The organism is Cognatilysobacter bugurensis, from assembly GCF_014652095.1.
Classification (GTDB): domain Bacteria; phylum Pseudomonadota; class Gammaproteobacteria; order Xanthomonadales; family Xanthomonadaceae; genus Cognatilysobacter; species Cognatilysobacter bugurensis.
This window is the reverse complement of sequence record NZ_BMYD01000001.1, coordinates 984,901-1,001,746: the sequence shown is the minus strand read 5'-3', so window position 1 is coordinate 1,001,746 and position 16,846 is coordinate 984,901. Positions and strand designations below refer to the sequence as shown.

The window sequence follows — 16,846 nt, the reverse complement described above, 5'->3', positions numbered from 1 at the left end:
ATGCGTCGGGCCCGAGTGTTCAACTGAGTAACCTTTCAATGACCGAATCATTTGCCGAACTGTTCGAGCAGAGCCAGCAGAACCTTTCGAAGCTGAAGCCCGGCTCCATCGTCACCGGTATCGTCGTGGATGTCCGCGGCGACGTGGTGGTGATCAACGCCGGCCTCAAGTCCGAAGGCATCGTGCCGATCGAACAGTTCCGGAACGACGCCGGTGAAATCGACGTCGGCATCGGCGACGAAGTCAAGGTCGCGCTCGACTCGCTCGAGAACGGCTTCGGCGAAACCGTCCTTTCGCGCGAGAAGGCCAAGCGCGCGATGGTGTGGGACGAACTCGAGCAGGCGCTCGAGAAGAACGAGACCATCACCGGTCGCATCAGCGGCAAGGTCAAGGGCGGCTTCACGGTCGACATCAAGGACGTGCGCGGCTTCCTGCCGGGCTCGCTGGTCGACGTGCGCCCGGTCCGCGACTCCGCGTACCTCGAGGGCAAGGAACTCGAGTTCAAGCTCATCAAGCTTGACCGCAAGCGCAACAACATCGTCGTCTCCCGCCGTGCGGTGGTCGAGAGCGAGTACAGCGCTGAGCGCGAGCAGCTGATGGAGAAGCTGCAGGAAGGCGCGATCCTCAAGGGCGTCGTCAAGAACCTCACCGATTACGGTGCGTTCGTCGACCTCGGCGGCATCGACGGCCTGCTGCACATCACGGACATGGCGTGGAAGCGCGTGCGTCACCCGTCGGAAGTCGTGGAAGTCGGCCAGGAGCTCGACGTCCGCGTGCTCAAGTACGACCGCGAGCGCAACCGCGTCAGCCTCGGCCTCAAGCAGCTGGGCGAGGATCCGTGGGACAACATCTCGCGCCGCTACCCGTCGAACACCCGCGTGTTCGGCAAGGTCAGCAACGTCACCGATTACGGCGCGTTCGTCGAGATCGAGCCGGGCGTCGAAGGCCTCGTGCACGTGTCCGAGATGGACTGGACCAATAAGAACGTCAACCCGTCCAAGATCGTGCAGGTCGGTGACGAGGTCCAGGTCATGGTGCTCGACGTCGATGAAGAGCGTCGCCGCATCTCGCTCGGCATGAAGCAGGTCACGTCGAACCCGTGGGAGACGTTCTCGGTCCTCCACAAGAAGGGCGACAAGGTCGAGGGTCAGATCAAGTCGATCACCGACTTCGGCATCTTCATCGGCCTGGACGGCGGCATCGATGGCCTGGTGCACCTGTCCGACATCTCGTGGAACACCACGGGCGAAGACGTCGTGCGCAACTTCAAGAAGGGCGACACGGTGCAGGCCGTGGTGCTGGCGGTGGATCCGGAGCGTGAGCGCATCTCGCTTGGCATCAAGCAGATGGAACAGGACCCGATGGGCCAGTACGTCGCCTCGAACTCGAAGGGTTCGATCGTGCGTGGCACCGTGAAGGAAGTCGATGCACGCGGCGCGACCGTCGAGCTCGACAACGGCATCGAGGGCTACATCGCCGCACGCGATATCTCCCGCGACCGCGTCGACGACGCTTCGCAGGTGCTCAAGGTTGGCCAGGAAATCGAAGCCAAGATCATCGGCAACGATCGCAAGGGCCGCACCATGCAGCTGTCGATCAAGGCGAAGGACTACGCAGAAGAGAGCGAGGCGATGGCGGATTACAACCGTCAGGCAGCCGAGGCTTCGAGCGGCACCACGCGCCTCGGCGCGCTGCTGCGCGAGCAGCTGGGCAATAAGGGCGAGTAATCGCCTCGCCACTCCGGTGGCCTCGGGACGGCCCGGCTTCGGCCGGGTCGTCCTGCGTCCGGACTTCGGATTTCTTGCAATCGCCTCACGTCCGCTTCCGACATGACCAAGTCCGAGCTCATCGAGATCCTTGTCCAGCGCCAGTCGCATCTCAAGAGCGACGACGTGGACCTCGCGGTCAAGTCGCTGCTGGAGATGATGGGCGGTGCGCTTGCGAGTGGAGAGCGGATCGAGATCCGCGGTTTCGGCAGTTTTTCGTTGCACTACCGTCCGCCGCGCCTCGGGCGCAACCCGAAGACGGGTGAGTCGGTAGCGCTCGCGGGCAAGCACGTCCCGCATTTCAAACCCGGCAAGGAACTGCGCGAGCGGGTGAGCGACGTAATGCCGCTCGACGACGTCGACGGCGCATAACCTGCGAACACGAGGGCGCGTCCGATAAGCTTCGGGCGTCGAGCGCAGCTTGTTTGCTCGACCCAAGCGCGGTCGAACCGGCCGCTTACTGGGAGCACGACATGCGCGTACTGCGCTCTTTGTTCGCTGCATTGGGACTTATCGCGGGCGCGGCCGTCGGAGCACTCAATCGCGAGGCCATTGCCATCGACTTTGGGCCGGTTGCGCTCGTTACGACGCTCGGCATCGCGTTGATCGGCGCCGTGCTGCTCGGCACGCTGATCGGCGGCGCAGCGGTTGCGCTCGGCACTCCCGGCCGCAGGCCCAAGCATGGGGCCGACTTGCGCGATGCGTCGCGCCCTGAGGTTTGAGCATGGAATTCATCAGCGAGTGGTTCTGGTTCTTCCTGCTGCTGCCCGTCGCGGCGGCCAGCGGCTGGATCATTGGTCGACGCGGCGGTGAGCGCCACAGCGACACGCAGGTCAGTCGCCTGTCGACGACCTATTTTCGCGGCCTCAATTACCTGCTCAACGAGCAGCAGGACAAGGCGATCGAACTGTTCCTGCAGATCGCGGAGCTCGACAAGGACACGTTCGAGACGCAGGTCGCGCTGGGTCACCTGTTCCGTCGTCGGGGTGAAGTGGACCGTGCGATCCGTTTGCACCAATCGCTCGCACAGCGGCCCGGACTTAACGACGCGCAGAAAGTGCAGGCATTGCTCGCGCTCGGCGAGGACTACATGAAGTCGGGGCTGCTCGACCGCGCCGAAACGGTGTTCTCGGATCTCGTCGCGCTCGATCTTTCGCCACTGGCGCTGAAGCACCTGATCGGCATCTACCAAGCCGAGCGGGACTGGGTCAAAGCAATCGAGAACGCGCGCCGATACGAGCTGGCGACAGGGGAGCCCATGGGTCGGCTCATCGCGCAGTACGAGTGCGAACTGGCTGATCGCTACCGTGCGTCCGGGGACACCGCCGCGGCGCGCGCTGCTGTTGTGCGCGCGTACGAGGCGGATGCGAATTCGGTGCGGGCCGGCATGCTCGAGGGGCGCATTGAAGTTGAAGCTGGCCAGACGACCGCGGCAATCCGGGCGTTCGAGCGTGTGGCCCGAAGCGACCCGGATTACCTGCCCGAGATCCTGCCGCCCTTGCTCACCTGCTATGACGCGGTAGGCGACAGCACCGGTGCGCGCGCGTTTCTGGCCGAGATGTGCGAGCACTACCGCGGCATCGCGCCGGTGCTTGCCCTGACCCGCATGGTCGAGACGCAGGACGGCGTGGCCGCTGCGCGAGCGTATCTTGCGCGCCAGCTGAAGGATCGCCCGTCTGTGCGCGGCGAAGCAGCGCTGATCGACCTTACGCTAGCGGAAAGCGCTGACCCGTTGGCGACACTGCACGATCTTAAGCACATCACCGACCAGCTGCTGGTGCGTAATCCGAGTTATCGCTGCACGCGTTGCGGTTTCGGCGCGCGCAGCCATCACTGGCAATGCCCGAGTTGCAAGGAGTGGGGCAGCGTCAAGCCGTTGCTCAACTACGCTGTGGTCTAACGCGTGATCGTCGAGTTCTTATTGTTCGCTGTGCTCGCCGCACTGGGCACGTGGCGGGCGCGACGCTACGCGCTGTCGCGCGCGCTCGTCGATGAGCCGGGTGAGCGTCGTAGCCATTCAGTCGCTACCCCGCGCGGCGGCGGCATTGCGATCGTCGCGGTCGTCGTGCTCGGGTGCGTTCTCGCTCTCTTCCGCGGGCAGGCGCCCGTGCTGCCGTTGCTCGCGTTTGCAGCGGGGATGGTGGCGATCGCGCTCGTCGGATGGTTGGACGACCACCGTCCGCTCTCCGCGCGCGCGCGCTTCGCAGTGCATGTGCTCGCGTCCGCGCTGTTCGCTGCCGCGTGGCTTGCTGAAACGGGCTCGTGGGCAGCGGCGACGGTGGCGTTTGGCGCGGGTATCGCGCTGACCAACGTCTGGAACTTCATGGACGGCATCAACGGCATCGCGGCGAGTCAGGCTGCGTGCGTCGCGGCTGCGGTGCTTGTGGTCGGCGTGGACGGATGGGCCCTCGTCGCCCTCGCGGTTGCAGCCGGTTGCGTTGGGTTTCTCCCCTTCAATTTTCCCGGCGCTCAAATTTTCATGGGCGACGTGGGCAGCGGAGCACTGGGGTTCGCGCTTGCGATGCTGACCGCCGTTGCAGTCTCGGATCGGGACTCCGCGTCGACCGCAATGCTCGCGCTCGCGCTGTCGGCCTTCCTCATCGATGCTGCACTCACGCTGCTCCGCCGCGTAATCAGGGGCGAGCAATGGTGGACACCGCACACTCAGCACGCCTACCAGGTGTGCGCGCGGCGCTGGGGCCACGCCCCCGTGACAATCTCCTATTGCGCCTGGGCGGTGCTATCGGTTCTCATCGCGCGCCGCGTAGGAGCTGGTCCCCCGGCAGTGATGGGGGGCGTCATAGCGGCGTGGTATATCTCCGGCGTTGTGCTGTGGCTCTGGCTCCAGCGTGCTGGAGCCGGACGGTTACGGATGGACCCGACCGTGACGAAGGATTGAAGGCAGGCTCACATGAAGTACTTGCGCGACCGTTTGAATTGGCGGTCGACCGTTCCCCGGCTGTCGATCGCCGCGCACGACCTGTTCATGGTGTGGGCGGTCTGGCATGCCCTGCACCGGCTGCGCTTCGGGATCATGCCCGATCCGCCCGAGATGGCGCTGTGGTCGACTCCCGTCGCGCTTGTGCTTGCGGCGCAGGGACTGGTGTTCTGGTACATGGGCCTCTACCGCGGCCTCTGGCGCTTCGCGAGCGTCCCTGACCTCGGCAACATCTTCAAGGCCTGTGCGCTGGGGCTCGTTGCGATCGTCGTCGCGCTGTCGCTATACAACCGCATGGAGGGCGTGTCGCGCATCGCGCTGGCGCTTTACCCGGTGGCGCTGATGGGCATGCTGGGGGCCCCCCGGTTGCTGTATCGCAGCTGGAAGGACGTCCGGTTCGAGCAGAGCGCGACCTCGGTCCGTACGTTGATCCTCGGCGCCGGCGGCGCCGGCGAGGCGCTTGTTCGCGATCTGCGCCGCGTGGGCACGCATGCCCCGGTGGGCTTTCTCGACGACGCGGCCAAGCTGCGCGGCAGCAAGGTGCAGGGCGTGCCGGTCATTGGGCGGATCCAGGACGTCGCCGAGATCGCGCGCGAGACGGCGGCGCAACTGCTCGTTATTGCCATGCCGTCGGCGGATGCGCAGGCCTTGCAGCGGGTAGTGGCTGCCTGCGAGCGCAGCGGCGTGCCGTTTCGCATGGTGCCGCGACTGCAGGACGTCCTCGAGGGGCGTTCGCTGCCCGGCGAGCTCAAGGAAGTGGCCATCGAAGACCTGCTCGGCCGCAAGCCGGTGCTTCCGGACTGGAAGGCGATTCGCAGCTGGCTCGGCGGACGGTCCGTCCTCGTGACCGGTGCGGGCGGCTCGATTGGGTCCGAGCTGTGCCGCCAGTGCGCGCACCACGGAGCGCGTCGCGTCGCGCTGGTCGAGATCGACGAACTCGCTCTCATCACGACGCAAGCCGCGCTGCACCGCGACTTCCCGGATCTCGAGTTTGTGTCCGTGCTCGGCGATTGCGGTGACCCCGCGGTCATCGCGCACGCGCTCCGTCTGTCGTCTCCGGAAGCCGTCTTCCATGCGGCTGCCTACAAGCAGGTGCCTTTGCTCGAGGCGCAGCTGCGCGAAGCGGTACGCAACAACGTCATCGCCACGCACACCGTGGCGTCCGCGGCGCGCGAGGCGGGCGTCGGCACCGTGGTCCTGATTTCGACCGACAAGGCCGTTGATCCTGCAAATGTGCTTGGTGCGACGAAGCGCCTCGCCGAGATGGTGTGCCAGGCGCAGGCGCATCACCGCACGACACGGTTCGTGACCGTGCGCTTCGGAAACGTGCTGGATTCAGCCGGCAGTGTCGTGCCGTTGTTCCGTGAGCAGATCCGCCGCGGCGGGCCGGTGACCGTCACCGACCCGGAAGTGACCCGTTTTTTCATGACGATTCCCGAGGCCTGCCAGCTGATCCTGCAGGCCTCGGCGATCGGATCGCACGAGGCGCTGTACACGCTCGACATGGGCGAGCCGGTGCCGATCCGCGTGCTTGCCGAGCAGATGATCCGGCTCGCCGGCAAGCACCCGGGCCGGGACATTGCGATCGTCTACACGGGCCTGCGTCCCGGAGAAAAACTGCACGAAACGCTGTTCCACGCGGACGAGCGATATCGTCCCACGCTGCACCCGAAAATCCTTCAGGCCGAGCCCCGGGCCGTCGCGGCGAGTGATCTCGAGCACGCGATTACACAGCTTCGTGACGCGACCACTCGCTACGATTGCGCCGCGCTCGCGACGCTGCTCCAGTCAGCGGTGCCTGAATTCCAGCCTCAAGGGCGGACATCGGTGCCGTCGGACTCCTCGACCGTCGTTGCGTTTCCCGCCCGCCACGCCAGGAAGGTCTGATGTCCATTCAATTCCGCTCGCGCCGCCGCATCCGTAAGGCGGTGTTCCCTGTCGCCGGTCTCGGCACCCGCTTTCTCCCGGCCACGAAGACCGTGCCCAAGGAAATGCTGCCGATCGTCGACAGGCCGCTGATTCAATACGCGGTGGACGAGGCGATCGATGCCGGTTGCGACACCCTCGTGTTCGTTACGAACCGCTACAAGCATTCCGTTGCCGACTACTTCGACAAGGCGTACGAGCTCGAGGAAAAGCTCGAGCGCGCTGGCAAGATCGAGCAACTCGAACTGATCCGCAACGTCGTTCCCGCCGGAATCCAGGTGATCTTCGTAACGCAGACCGAGGCCCTCGGGCTCGGCCACGCAGTGCTGTGCGCGAAGCCGGTGATCGGTGATGAACCGTTCGCAGTGCTTCTTCCCGACGACCTCATCTGGAACCGCGGACCGGGCGCACTGCGCCAGATGGCGGACGCCGCCGAATTCAGCGGCGCGAGCGTCATCGCCGTGCAGGACGTTCCGCGCGAGAAGACCAGCAGCTACGGCATCGTCGCCACCGAGTCCTTCGCGAACCGCCAGGGCCGCATCAGCGCGATCGTCGAGAAGCCCAAGCCCGACCAGGCGCCGAGCACGCTCGCGGTCGTGGGCCGGTACATCCTCAACCCGGCGATCTTCGACCTGCTCGAATCCACGCGGGTCGGCGCCGGCGGCGAGATCCAGCTGACCGACGGCATCGCCGAGCTCATGAAGTACGAAGCGGTCGATGCGTACCGCTTCCAGGGCGCGCGTTTCGATTGCGGTACGCACCTGGGTCTGATCGAAGCCACGATCCGCTATGCGCTCGATCATGAGACGCTGAGCGACGCCGCACGCGATCTGATGCAGAACGCGCTGTCGGAAATGGGCTTCGCCGAAGTCGCCTGATCCAGAGTTGCCTGATCCAGACGGTATCCTCCGGCTCGATGGCCGGAGGACCGCATGCGTGAAATCAATTACTACCGCGCGACATCGCGCGGCGCGGCCCCTCAACCGGCGCTCACTGCGCGTGTAGACGCCGCGGTCTGCGTAGTCGGCGGCGGTTTCGCCGGCCTCAACACCGCGCTCGGGCTTGCTGAACGCGGTATTCGCGACGTGGTGCTGATCGACGCGCACGAAGTCGGCCACGGCGCATCGGGCCGCAACGGCGGCTTCGTATTCGGTGGCTTCTCGCGCGGCGAAGACGCGCTGCTGCGCGACGTGGGTCCACGCGACGCACGCGCGCTTTACAGCGGCACCACCAGTGCGATCGAGCTTATTCGCACGAGGGCGAGCCGGTACGAGATCGACTGCGACCTCAACACGGCCGGCGTGATTTGGGCGAACTGGTTTCGCGATCCTAACGTGCTGCTGGAACGGCAGTCGCTGCTCGCCGAACGCTACGGTGTCCAGTGGCAGTGGCTCAGCCGCGATGACGTCCGACGTCGAATCCACTCGGAGCGCTACCACGACGCGTTGTTCGAACCCGACGCGTTCCATTTCCACCCGCTCAAATACGCCCGCGGTCTGCGACGGGTTGCGATGTCGGCTGGGGTCCGGGTTTTCGAGAACAGCCCGGCCGCCTCGCTCGAACCGCTCGGCGCTGGCTGGCGCGTGCGCACGCCGGAGGGCGAGATCACCGCCGAGCGCGTCGTGCTCGCGTGCGGCGGCTACCTCGCGCGACTGCGGCGGCGCGTCGATGCCTCGGTGTTGCCGATCGCGACGTACGTGATGGTGACCGAGCCGCTCGGTGCACGATTGCGAGAGGTGCTATCGACCGACGCCGCGATCTACGACACGCGCTTCGCGTTCGACTACTACCGGCCCTTGCCCGACACCCGACTGCTCTGGGGTGGCCGTATTTCGGTGCGCGACCGCAGCCCGGCTGCCGTCGAGACGCTGCTGCGGCGCGACCTCCTCAAGGTGTTTCCGCAACTCGATGGCGTGCGCATCGATTACGCGTGGTCGGGCCTCATGAGTTATGCGCGACACCAGATGCCGCAGGTGGGCGAAATCGAGCCCGGGCTGTGGGTGGCGCAGGCGTTTGGCGGGCACGGTGTTGCGCCGACGACGTTTGCAGGCGAACTCATCGCATCGGCGATTGCGGAGGGTGACACGCGGTGGCAGGCCCTCGCATCGGCTTACGGTTTGACGTCGGCGATGAAACCGGCCGGCTTCATCGCGGCCCAGCTCAGCTACTGGTGGGCCGAAGCGAAAGATGCGCTCAAGGAAACGTCCGAAGCGAGGCCGGGCACGCGGCACAGCTGATCCCGCGGGCATAAAAAAGGCCCGCGATTGCGGGCCTTCTTCGGGCGATCACGCAGCGACGGTTACAGCGCTTCGAACACGCCGGCGGCGCCCATGCCCGTGCCGATGCACATCGTCACCATGCCGTACTTCTGCTGACGACGACGCAGCCCGTGCACGACGGTCGCGGTGCGGATCGCACCTGTCGCGCCGAGCGGATGGCCGAGGGCGATCGCGCCGCCCAGCGGGTTGACCTTGGCCATGTCGAGCTCGGAGTCACGGATCACCGCGAGCGCCTGCGCGGCGAACGCTTCGTTGAGCTCGATCCAGTCGAGGTCTTCCTTGCGCAGGCCGGCCTGCTTGAGCGCCTTCGGGATCGCCGCGTTCGGGCCGATGCCCATGATGTGGGGCGGTACGCCGGCAACCGAGAAGCTCACGAAGCGCGCGAGCGGCGTCAGGCCGTAGTCCTTGATCGCCTGTGCCGAGGCCAGCAGGATCCCGGCTGCGCCATCGCTCATCTGCGACGCGTTGCCGGCCGTGACGCTGCCGCCGACCTGGCCGTTGCGGAACACCGGGCGCAGCTTCGCGAGGCTTTCCATTGACGTGTCCGGGCGAGGACCTTCGTCGGTGTCGACCGTCCGCGTTTTCGTCTTGATCGAGCCGCTGCGGGTATCCGGAACATGCGAGACGATTTCGTACGGCGTGATCTCGTCCCTGAATTCACCGGCCTGGATCGCCGCGAGCGCCTTGCGATGCGACTCGAGCGCGAACGCGTCCTGATCCTCGCGCGAAACATTCCATTCCTTCGCGACGTTCTCGGCGGTGACGCCCATGCCGTACGCGATCGCGATGTGCTCGTTGTCATTCGCGAACACGCTCGGGCTCAGCGCGACCTTGTTGCCCATCATCGGCACCATCGACATCGACTCGGTGCCCCCGGCCAGCATGAGGTCGGCGTGGCCGAGGCGGATTTGGTCGGCCGCCATCGCGACCGCCTGCAGCCCCGACGAACAGAAGCGGTTGATGGTCTGTGCGGCGGTGATGTGCGGCAGGCCGGCGAGCAGCGCGCCGATGCGCGCGACGTTCATGCCTTGCTCGGCCTCGGGCATCGCGCAGCCGATGATGACGTCGTCGATGCGCTCGAGGTCGATCGACGGCGCCTGGGCGACGACGCTGCGCAGCACGTGCGCGAGCATGTCGTCCGGGCGGGTGTTGCGGAACATGCCACGCGCCTTGCCGACGGGCGTGCGCGTGGCGGCGACGATGTATGCGTCCTGGACTTGCTTGGTCATGGTGGTTGTCCTGTGTCGTCGCTTAGTTGCGGAGCGGCTTGCCGGTCTTGAGCATGTGCGCGATGCGCTCCTGCGTCTTCGGCATCTGGGCGAGCGCGACGAAATGCTCGCGCTCAAGGCGCAGCAGCCATTCCTCGTCCACGACCGAACCGCGGTCGACGTCGCCGCCGCAGACCACCGTCGCGATGCGCGTGGCGATCTCGTAGTCGTGCTCGGAGATAAAGCGGCCTTCAAGCATGTTGACGAGCATCATCTTGAACGTCGCAATGCCCACGTCGCCCGCGACCTGGATGCGCCGCGCGGGCAGCGGCGGGCGGTAGCCGCCTTCCGCAAGCGCGCGCGCTTCGGCGCGTGCGACGTGCAGCAGCTCGTGCGTGTTGAACGTGATGCGATCGGACTCGCGCGCGAGCTTCAGGGAGCGAGCCTCGAACGCGGACGTCGACACCTTCGCCATCGCAACGCTCTCGAACGCCGTCTTGAGCTGGGCGAACACGTCGCCGCCCGGGCCAGCCGCGTCCGACGCACGCACCGCGAACTCCTTGAGACCGCCGCCTGCGGGCAGCAGGCCCACGCCCGCCTCGACGAGGCCGACGTAGCTTTCGAGCGCAAACACCGTTCGCGCCGAATGCATTTGGAACTCGCAGCCGCCGCCCAGCGCGAGGCCCCGCACTGCAGCCACGACCGGCACGAGCGCGTACTTGATGCGCTGGCTCGTCGCCTGGAAGTTCGCGACCATTGCCTCGAAGCCCTTTACGTCCCCGGCCTGGAGCAGGCCGAGTGCGCCCGACAGGTCGGCGCCAGCCGAGAACGGCTCCTTCGGCTGCCAGATCACGAGGCCGCGGAAGTCGCGTTCCGCAATCGCGATCGCCTCCTGCAGGCCGTCGAGCACCTTGTCCGACACCGTGTGCATCTTGGTCTTGAAGCTGACGACGGCGATGTCGTCGCCCTCGTCGGCCCACATGCGGACGCCATCGTTCTCGTACACGGTGCGGCCGGGCTCGAACGCCTCGCCGAGCAGCGCGTCCGGGAACCGCTGGCGCGCATACACGGGGTTGTCCGAGCGCGGCACCTGCGCGTCGCGCGCCGGGCTGTAGCTGCCGCCCTGGCCGTGAACGCCGTTGCGACCGTCGAACACCCAGTCGGGCAGCGACGCCGTGCTCATCGCCTTGCCGGCGACGATGTCCTCGGCGAGCCACTCCGCCACCTGCTTCCAACCCGCCGCCTGCCACGTCTCGAACGGGCCGACCGACCAGCCGTAACCCCAGCGCATCGCGAAGTCCACGTCGCGCGCGGTCTCGGCGATGTCGGCAAGGTGGTACGCGCTGTAATGGAACGTGTCGCGGAAACACGCCCACAGGAACTGCGCCTGCGGGTGCTGGCTGCCGCGCAGCGCGGCAAACTTCTTCGCGGGATCGCGCTCCTTGAGCATCGCCGCCACTTCGGTATCGAGCTCGCCGGCGGACGGGCGATAGTCGCGCGCCTCACGGTCTAGCACGAGGATTTCCTTGCCGCGCTTGGTGTAGAAGCCGGCGCCGGACTTCTGGCCGAGCGCGCCCTTCTCAACGAGGCCCGACAGCCACGCAGGCGCCTTGAAGTGCGCATGCCACGGATCGTTCGGCAGCGTGTCGGCCATCGTCTTGATCACGTGGATCATCGTGTCGAGGCCGACGACGTCCGCCGTGCGGTAGGTCGCCGACTTCGGCCGTCCGATCGCAGGGCCGGTGAGCGCATCAACCGTGTCGAAGCCGAGATCGAACTGCTGCGTATGGTGCATCGCCGCGAGCATCGAGAACACGCCAATGCGGTTGCCGATGAAGTTCGGCGTGTCCTTCGCGATCACGACGCCCTTGCCGAGCGTCGTGGTCAGGAAAGCCTCGAGGCCTTCGAGCACGTCGCGGTTCGTCGCGCGCGCCGGGATCAGCTCGGCGAGGTGCATGTAGCGCGGCGGATTGAAGAAATGCACGCCAAGGAAGCGCGGGCGCAGCGCTTCGGGCAGCACGTCGGCGAGCGCGTTGATGCCCAGGCCCGACGTGTTGCTCGCAAACACCGCGTGGTCCGCGACGAACGGCGCGACCTTGCGGTAGAGGTCCTGCTTCCAGTCCATCCGCTCGGCGATCGCCTCGACGATGAGGTCGCAGCCGCGCAGCAACTCGAGGCCGGTGTCGTAATTCGCGGGCACGATGCGCTCGGCGAGCGACTTGTCCGCGAGCGGCGCCGGGCTGAGCTTGGTCAGGTTCGCGATCGCCTTGGTGACGACGCCGTTCGGGTCGCCTTCGCGCGCGGGCAAGTCGAACAGAACGGTGTCGACGCCTGCATTGGTGAGATGCGCGGCGATCTGCGCGCCCATCACGCCGGCGCCGAGCACGGCGGCGCGACGCACGAGGAGGGTATTGGCCATGGAAAATCCCTGTGCTGGAGTGGGAGGAGGGAAGGGCTTAGCTCTTGAAGCCGGCCGCTGCGAACCGGATAAGCTCGCGTGCGGCGCGTTCGCGGTGCGCGGCTTCGTTCACACCGCTCGGGCGCTTGATCAGCCCGAAGTCGGCCATTGCGTAGGTCAGTGCGCCGGCGAGGAAGTCGAGACGCCAGTACAGCTCTTCCTTGCTGAGGTTCGGCACGACTGCAGCGATTGCCTTGGCGAACTCACGCAGCACGTGGCCGTAGTGGTCGGACAGGAACTTGCGCAGCCGGTCGTTCTTCTCGGCGTATGCGCGCGCGACCACGCGCACGAACGCGCCGCCGCCGTGGCGGTCCTGCGCCATCGCGAGGGCCGGCTCGACGAACGCGGCCAGGATCGGCTCGAGCTCGCCCGGGTGCTGCTCGACCGCAGCCTTCAGCGCGGCGATGCGGCGCTCGCTCATTTCGTCCATACGCCGGCGGAAGACCTCGTTGACGAGGTTCTCCTTGCTGCCGAAGTGGTAGTTCACCGCCGCGATGTTGACGTCGGCGCGGCTCGTGACCTGCCGCAGTGAGGTGCCGGCGAAGCCGAACTGGGCGAACAGCTCTTCGGCAGCGCCGAGGATGCGGTCCTTCGTCGAGAAGTGGGCGGAACTGGACATCGGATGAGCCTGAATCAAACGCTTGTTTGATAGTAGGCGCATGGCTTCATGGGCGTCAACCGGGCTTGCCGGTAGTCGCCGCGCGTCCGAGCTCGGCCACAAACGGCTGCATGCAACGGTCGCGTTCGTACCCAACTACTTTTGCGATCGCCATGCCAAACCGCGTAGAATCCGCGCAGCCACATCGGCTAAACCCGCGTTCGTACGCGGGTTTTCTGTTAGCTTCGGGCGCAGGGATCGCTTCTGCTGCCGCCCGCCCACCGGAGAATTTCCATGGCGCTCGAGCGCACTCTTTCCATCATCAAGCCCGACGCGGTCGCCAAGAACGTCGTCGGCGAGATCTACAGCCGCTTCGAGAAGGCCGGCCTTCAGGTCGTTGCCGCGAAAATGAAGCACCTCTCGCGCCAGGAAGCGGAAGGTTTCTACGCGGTGCACCGTGAGCGTCCCTTCTTCAATGCGCTCGTCGAGTTCATGGTGTCGGGCCCGGTGATGATCCAGGTTCTGCAGGGCGAAGGCGCTGTGCTCAAGAACCGCGAGCTCATGGGCGCGACGAACCCGAAGGACGCGGCGTCGGGCACGATCCGCGCCGATTTCGCCGACAGCATCGACGCGAACGCGGTGCACGGCTCGGACAGCCTGGAGAACGCCGCGATCGAGATCGCGTATTTCTTCCCCGCGACGGACGTCTATCCGCGCTGATTGACAGCTTCAACTTCTGCAAATGACCGAACGCGACACCCGCATCGATATCGCCCTGACCGCATCGGCTCCGGCCGCCGCGGGCGACGGCGCGCGTGTCCCAACGGCCGCGGGGTCGAACGGGCGCAACCTGTTCGACCTCTCGCGCGTCGAGCTCGAGGATTTCTTCGAGCAGACGCTCGGCGAGAAGCGCTACCGCGCGCACCAGGTCATGAAATGGATTCACCACCGCTACGTCACCGACTTCGGGCAGATGACCGACCTCGGCAAGGCGCTGCGCGGAAAGCTCGAGGCGCATGCCCATGTGCATGCGCCCTCGGTGGTGTTCGACAAGGCGTCCGAAGACGGCACCCACAAGTGGCTGCTCGGCATGGACGCGAAGAACGCGATCGAGACGGTGTACATCCCTGACAAGGGACGCGGCACGCTCTGCGTGTCGTCGCAGGTGGGCTGCGCGTTGAACTGCCAGTTCTGCTCCACCGCGACGCAGGGTTTCAACCGCAACCTGACGACTGCCGAGATCATCGGCCAGGTGTGGGTCGCGGCGCGCCATCTGGGCAACGTGCCGCACCAGCAGCGCAAGCTCACGAATGTCGTGATGATGGGCATGGGCGAGCCGCTGGCGAACTTCGACAACGTCGTGCGCGCGATGAGCATCATGCGCGACGACCTCGGATACGGCCTCGCCAACAAGCGCGTGACGCTCTCGACGGCAGGCATGGTCCCGCAGATCGACAAGCTTGGTGAACTCAGCGACGTGTCGCTCGCGGTGTCGTTGCATGCGCCGGTCGACGAGCTGCGCAGTGAGCTCGTGCCACTCAACAAGAAGTATCCGATCGACGTGCTCATGGACGCCTGCGTGCGCTACGCGCTGCGCAAGCCGGGCACGTCGGTAACGTTTGAATACACGCTCATGAAGGGCGTGAACGATCAGCCGCAGCATGCGCGCGATCTCGTCCGCCTCATGAAGGCGTTCGACCGCGCGGTGCAGATGAAGGGCGCGGCGAAGATCAACCTGATCCCGTTCAATCCGTTCCCGGGCACGCGCTTCGAGCGCCCGAGCGATGCGGCGATCCGGGGCTTCCAGAAGCTGCTCAACGAAGCCGGCATGATTGCGCCGGTACGCCGCACGCGTGGCGACGATATCGACGCGGCCTGCGGGCAGCTCAAGGGCCAGGTGGCGGATCGCACGCGCCGGCAGGCCGATTTCCGTCGTCGGCTCGATACCCAGGGCGTCGATGATGCCGCGTAAGCGGCGACTTCCGTTTCCGCCCGGTGCGGCCGCCTCCCGGCGCGTCGTCGTTCTTGTCCTTCTGGCCTGCTTTGCGTCCGCGAGCTGCAGCCGCGTTGCCTTCCTGAAGCCGGACGCGTCACGTGGCGATTACCGCCGGGTGGCGCCGACGGTCGATGTGTCGACTGATGCCCGATCTGCCGGCGCTCTGCCGCTCGTGCTCGAGGCGCGGACTCACCTCCAGGCGGGCCGCTCCGCAGAGGCGTTGACCGTTGCCAAGAAGGCTGTGCGGGGCGATGCGAAGTCCGCGGACGCCCACACGGTGCTCGCACACGCGCTGGAACGCGCGGGACGTTCCGCTGGCGCCGGTGTGCACTTTCGCAAGGCCGCAGAGCTTGCACCGACCCGGGGCGAGACCCTCAATAACTACGGCGTTTGGCTGTGCACGCAAGGGCGCGCGGCGGAATCGCTTGAGTGGTTTGCGAATGCAGCCCGAATTCCCGGTTACGCCACGCGCTCCGGCTCGCTCGCGAACGCCGGTGCCTGCGCGCGCGACGCCGGAGACGCTGCGTCCGCCGAGGCATTTTCGCGCGAGGCTCTGCGGGGCGATGCGACCCAGGTCGTCGCGCTTGGGACGCTGGCGCGTGTGATGTTCGAGCAGGGACGATGGTTCGAAGCGCGCGCGTTCTCGGAGCGTCGTCTGGCTGCTGCGCCGGAGGATGCTGCTTCGCTGCAGCTTGCGTCACAAATTGAACAGAAACTGGGCGACAGTGACGCAGCGCGGCGCTATTTTGAACGCATGAGGAAGTTGGAGTCGGCGGATGGGGACGCTGACCCGGGGAAACTGGAAGGGCGATGACGCAGGTGACGGAGTTCGGATCGGACGATGGCACGGCCTTCGGTGCGCGCCTTCAGCAGTCGCGTGAGGCAGCGGGGCTGTCGATCGAGGAGGTATGCCGGCAGCTCAGGATGCCGGCGCGCGTGGTGGCCTCGCTTGAATCCGGGCACTGGGCCGCGCTCGGTGCGCCGATCTTTGTACGCGGGCAGCTGCGCAGTTACGCGCGGTTGCTCGAGATCGAGTTGCCCGAGTCCATCGATTCTGCTCTGCAGCCGAAGGTCGCGGCCGCGCCGCTGGTGAGCTACACCCACACGCCTCGTTACCGCCGGCTCGCTGAGCAGGCCGGGCGCCGCGCGATCTACATCGTCCTGACCGTCACGCTGGTCGCGCCGGTGTGGATGGCCACGCGCCCGCATCTCTCCAAGTCACTCGCCCCGACACAGTCGCTGGATCTTCCATCGCAGCTGACCTCCGAGCCGACGGCACGCCCGTCCCAGCGGGGGCCGGTCGAACGGCGGCCGCTGGTCGCATCCATGGCCGCGCTGCCTGATACGCGCGCACCTGCGCCCGCGATGCTTTCGCTGCGTCTGACGGGCGACAGTTGGGTCGAGGTGCTCGCGCACGACGGCAGCCTGATCGAGCGCGCGCTGCTCGTGGGCGGGCAGTCGCGCAGCTATGAACTGCAGCGCGTCGGCCGCGTGCTGCTGGGCAACACGAAGGCCGTCGAGGTCCTCCACGCGGGCGAGGCGGTCGACCTCGCACCGTTCAGCCGAGCGAATGTCGCGCGCTTTGCGCTATCCTCTGACGGCTCGCTCGCGCCGGTCGCCCACTGACCCGCGGGTCAGCACCGATCTGCCGGCTTCTGGCCGGCGAACTTCTTTCGG

15 protein-coding genes are annotated in these 16,846 nt (G+C 66.4%); 12 read left to right on the top strand and 3 right to left on the bottom strand.

The genetic code is table 11. The features are described 5' to 3' along the window. Positions 1–38 precede the first annotated feature (38 nt). The 8 genes from rpsA (at position 39) to IE075_RS04520 (ending at position 8,867) form a co-directional block, all read left to right on the top strand. Positions 39–1,727, top strand: coding sequence for a 30S ribosomal protein S1 (rpsA, locus tag IE075_RS04555; RefSeq protein WP_189453726.1), 1,689 nt, complete (start codon positions 39–41; stop codon positions 1,725–1,727). A gap of 102 nt (positions 1,728–1,829) precedes the next feature. Next, complete coding sequence (locus IE075_RS04550) at positions 1,830–2,138, top strand: integration host factor subunit beta (protein ID WP_189453724.1); 309 nt, start codon at positions 1,830–1,832, stop codon at positions 2,136–2,138. A 101-nt stretch (positions 2,139–2,239) separates the two neighbouring features. Then, positions 2,240–2,488 carry a hypothetical protein gene (locus IE075_RS04545; RefSeq protein ID WP_189453722.1) on the top strand — a complete coding sequence of 83 codons (249 nt, stop codon included), beginning with the start codon at positions 2,240–2,242 and terminating at the stop codon, positions 2,486–2,488. A 2-nt stretch (positions 2,489–2,490) separates the two neighbouring features. Continuing rightward, on the top strand, positions 2,491–3,666 hold the full coding sequence (lapB, locus tag IE075_RS04540; protein WP_189453720.1) for a lipopolysaccharide assembly protein LapB: 1,176 nt from the start codon (positions 2,491–2,493) through the stop codon (positions 3,664–3,666). 207 nt (positions 3,667–3,873) lie between these two features. Further along, the gene (locus IE075_RS04535; protein WP_189453718.1) at positions 3,874–4,665 is read left to right on the top strand and encodes an MraY family glycosyltransferase; all 792 of its coding nucleotides are present in this window, start codon (positions 3,874–3,876) and stop codon (positions 4,663–4,665) included. 12 nt (positions 4,666–4,677) lie between these two features. Beyond that, entirely contained in the window at positions 4,678–6,591 is a 1,914-nt protein-coding gene (locus IE075_RS04530) for a polysaccharide biosynthesis protein (RefSeq protein ID WP_189453716.1), read from the top strand. Then, on the top strand, positions 6,591–7,508 hold the full coding sequence (gene galU, locus IE075_RS04525) for a UTP--glucose-1-phosphate uridylyltransferase GalU (RefSeq protein WP_189453714.1): 918 nt from the start codon (positions 6,591–6,593) through the stop codon (positions 7,506–7,508). The genes IE075_RS04530 and galU overlap by 1 nt, the downstream gene beginning before the upstream one ends. Positions 7,509–7,562: 54 nt before the next feature. Then, positions 7,563–8,867, top strand: a complete 1,305-nt coding sequence (locus tag IE075_RS04520) for an NAD(P)/FAD-dependent oxidoreductase (protein ID WP_189453712.1) — start codon at positions 7,563–7,565, stop codon at positions 8,865–8,867. Positions 8,868–8,929: 62 nt separating this feature from the next. Here IE075_RS04520 and IE075_RS04515 read toward each other — a convergent pair whose 3' ends face one another. From IE075_RS04515 to IE075_RS04505, 3 genes are read right to left on the bottom strand one after another with little or no spacing between them, the layout of a single operon-like run. Next, positions 8,930–10,138 carry an acetyl-CoA C-acyltransferase gene (locus IE075_RS04515; RefSeq protein WP_189453710.1) on the bottom strand — a complete coding sequence of 403 codons (1,209 nt, stop codon included), beginning with the start codon at positions 10,136–10,138 and terminating at the stop codon, positions 8,930–8,932. Between the two features lie 22 nt (positions 10,139–10,160). Further along, positions 10,161–12,536, bottom strand: coding sequence for a 3-hydroxyacyl-CoA dehydrogenase/enoyl-CoA hydratase family protein (locus IE075_RS04510; RefSeq protein ID WP_189453708.1), 2,376 nt, complete (start codon positions 12,534–12,536; stop codon positions 10,161–10,163). A 37-nt stretch (positions 12,537–12,573) separates the two neighbouring features. Continuing rightward, the gene (locus tag IE075_RS04505; RefSeq protein WP_189453706.1) at positions 12,574–13,194 is read right to left on the bottom strand and encodes a TetR/AcrR family transcriptional regulator; all 621 of its coding nucleotides are present in this window, start codon (positions 13,192–13,194) and stop codon (positions 12,574–12,576) included. A gap of 273 nt (positions 13,195–13,467) precedes the next feature. On the opposite strand from IE075_RS04505, the gene ndk reads away from it, so the two are divergent. Genes ndk through IE075_RS04485 form a run of 4 tightly spaced genes read left to right on the top strand, consistent with a single transcriptional unit; the run spans position 13,468 to position 16,795 of the window. Beyond that, positions 13,468–13,893 (top strand): nucleoside-diphosphate kinase, encoded by a 426-nt coding sequence (gene ndk / locus IE075_RS04500; RefSeq protein WP_189453705.1) that lies wholly within the window; start codon positions 13,468–13,470, stop codon positions 13,891–13,893. Positions 13,894–13,915: 22 nt separating this feature from the next. After that, positions 13,916–15,145 (top strand): dual-specificity RNA methyltransferase RlmN, encoded by a 1,230-nt coding sequence (gene rlmN, locus IE075_RS04495; RefSeq protein ID WP_189453702.1) that lies wholly within the window; start codon positions 13,916–13,918, stop codon positions 15,143–15,145. Further along, complete coding sequence (locus IE075_RS04490; protein WP_189453700.1) at positions 15,132–15,983, top strand: tetratricopeptide repeat protein; 852 nt, start codon at positions 15,132–15,134, stop codon at positions 15,981–15,983. The genes rlmN and IE075_RS04490 overlap by 14 nt, the downstream gene beginning before the upstream one ends. Next, positions 15,980–16,795, top strand: a complete 816-nt coding sequence (locus IE075_RS04485) for a helix-turn-helix domain-containing protein (RefSeq protein ID WP_189453697.1) — start codon at positions 15,980–15,982, stop codon at positions 16,793–16,795. Before IE075_RS04490 ends, IE075_RS04485 begins: the two co-directional genes overlap by 4 nt. Positions 16,796–16,846 lie beyond the last annotated feature (51 nt).

Coding starts and splice junctions, on each gene's coding strand:
- rpsA (WP_189453726.1), top strand. CDS start 39: ATGACCGAATCATTTGCCGAACTGTTCGAGCAGAGCCAGCAGAACCTT.
- IE075_RS04550 (WP_189453724.1), top strand. CDS start 1,830: ATGACCAAGTCCGAGCTCATCGAGATCCTTGTCCAGCGCCAGTCGCAT.
- IE075_RS04545 (WP_189453722.1), top strand. CDS start 2,240: ATGCGCGTACTGCGCTCTTTGTTCGCTGCATTGGGACTTATCGCGGGC.
- lapB (WP_189453720.1), top strand. CDS start 2,491: ATGGAATTCATCAGCGAGTGGTTCTGGTTCTTCCTGCTGCTGCCCGTC.
- IE075_RS04530 (WP_189453716.1), top strand. CDS start 4,678: ATGAAGTACTTGCGCGACCGTTTGAATTGGCGGTCGACCGTTCCCCGG.
- galU (WP_189453714.1), top strand. CDS start 6,591: ATGTCCATTCAATTCCGCTCGCGCCGCCGCATCCGTAAGGCGGTGTTC.
- IE075_RS04520 (WP_189453712.1), top strand. CDS start 7,563: ATGCGTGAAATCAATTACTACCGCGCGACATCGCGCGGCGCGGCCCCT.
- IE075_RS04515 (WP_189453710.1), bottom strand. CDS start 10,138: ATGACCAAGCAAGTCCAGGACGCATACATCGTCGCCGCCACGCGCACG.
- IE075_RS04510 (WP_189453708.1), bottom strand. CDS start 12,536: ATGGCCAATACCCTCCTCGTGCGTCGCGCCGCCGTGCTCGGCGCCGGC.
- IE075_RS04505 (WP_189453706.1), bottom strand. CDS start 13,194: ATGTCCAGTTCCGCCCACTTCTCGACGAAGGACCGCATCCTCGGCGCT.
- ndk (WP_189453705.1), top strand. CDS start 13,468: ATGGCGCTCGAGCGCACTCTTTCCATCATCAAGCCCGACGCGGTCGCC.
- rlmN (WP_189453702.1), top strand. CDS start 13,916: ATGACCGAACGCGACACCCGCATCGATATCGCCCTGACCGCATCGGCT.
- IE075_RS04490 (WP_189453700.1), top strand. CDS start 15,132: ATGATGCCGCGTAAGCGGCGACTTCCGTTTCCGCCCGGTGCGGCCGCC.
- IE075_RS04485 (WP_189453697.1), top strand. CDS start 15,980: ATGACGCAGGTGACGGAGTTCGGATCGGACGATGGCACGGCCTTCGGT.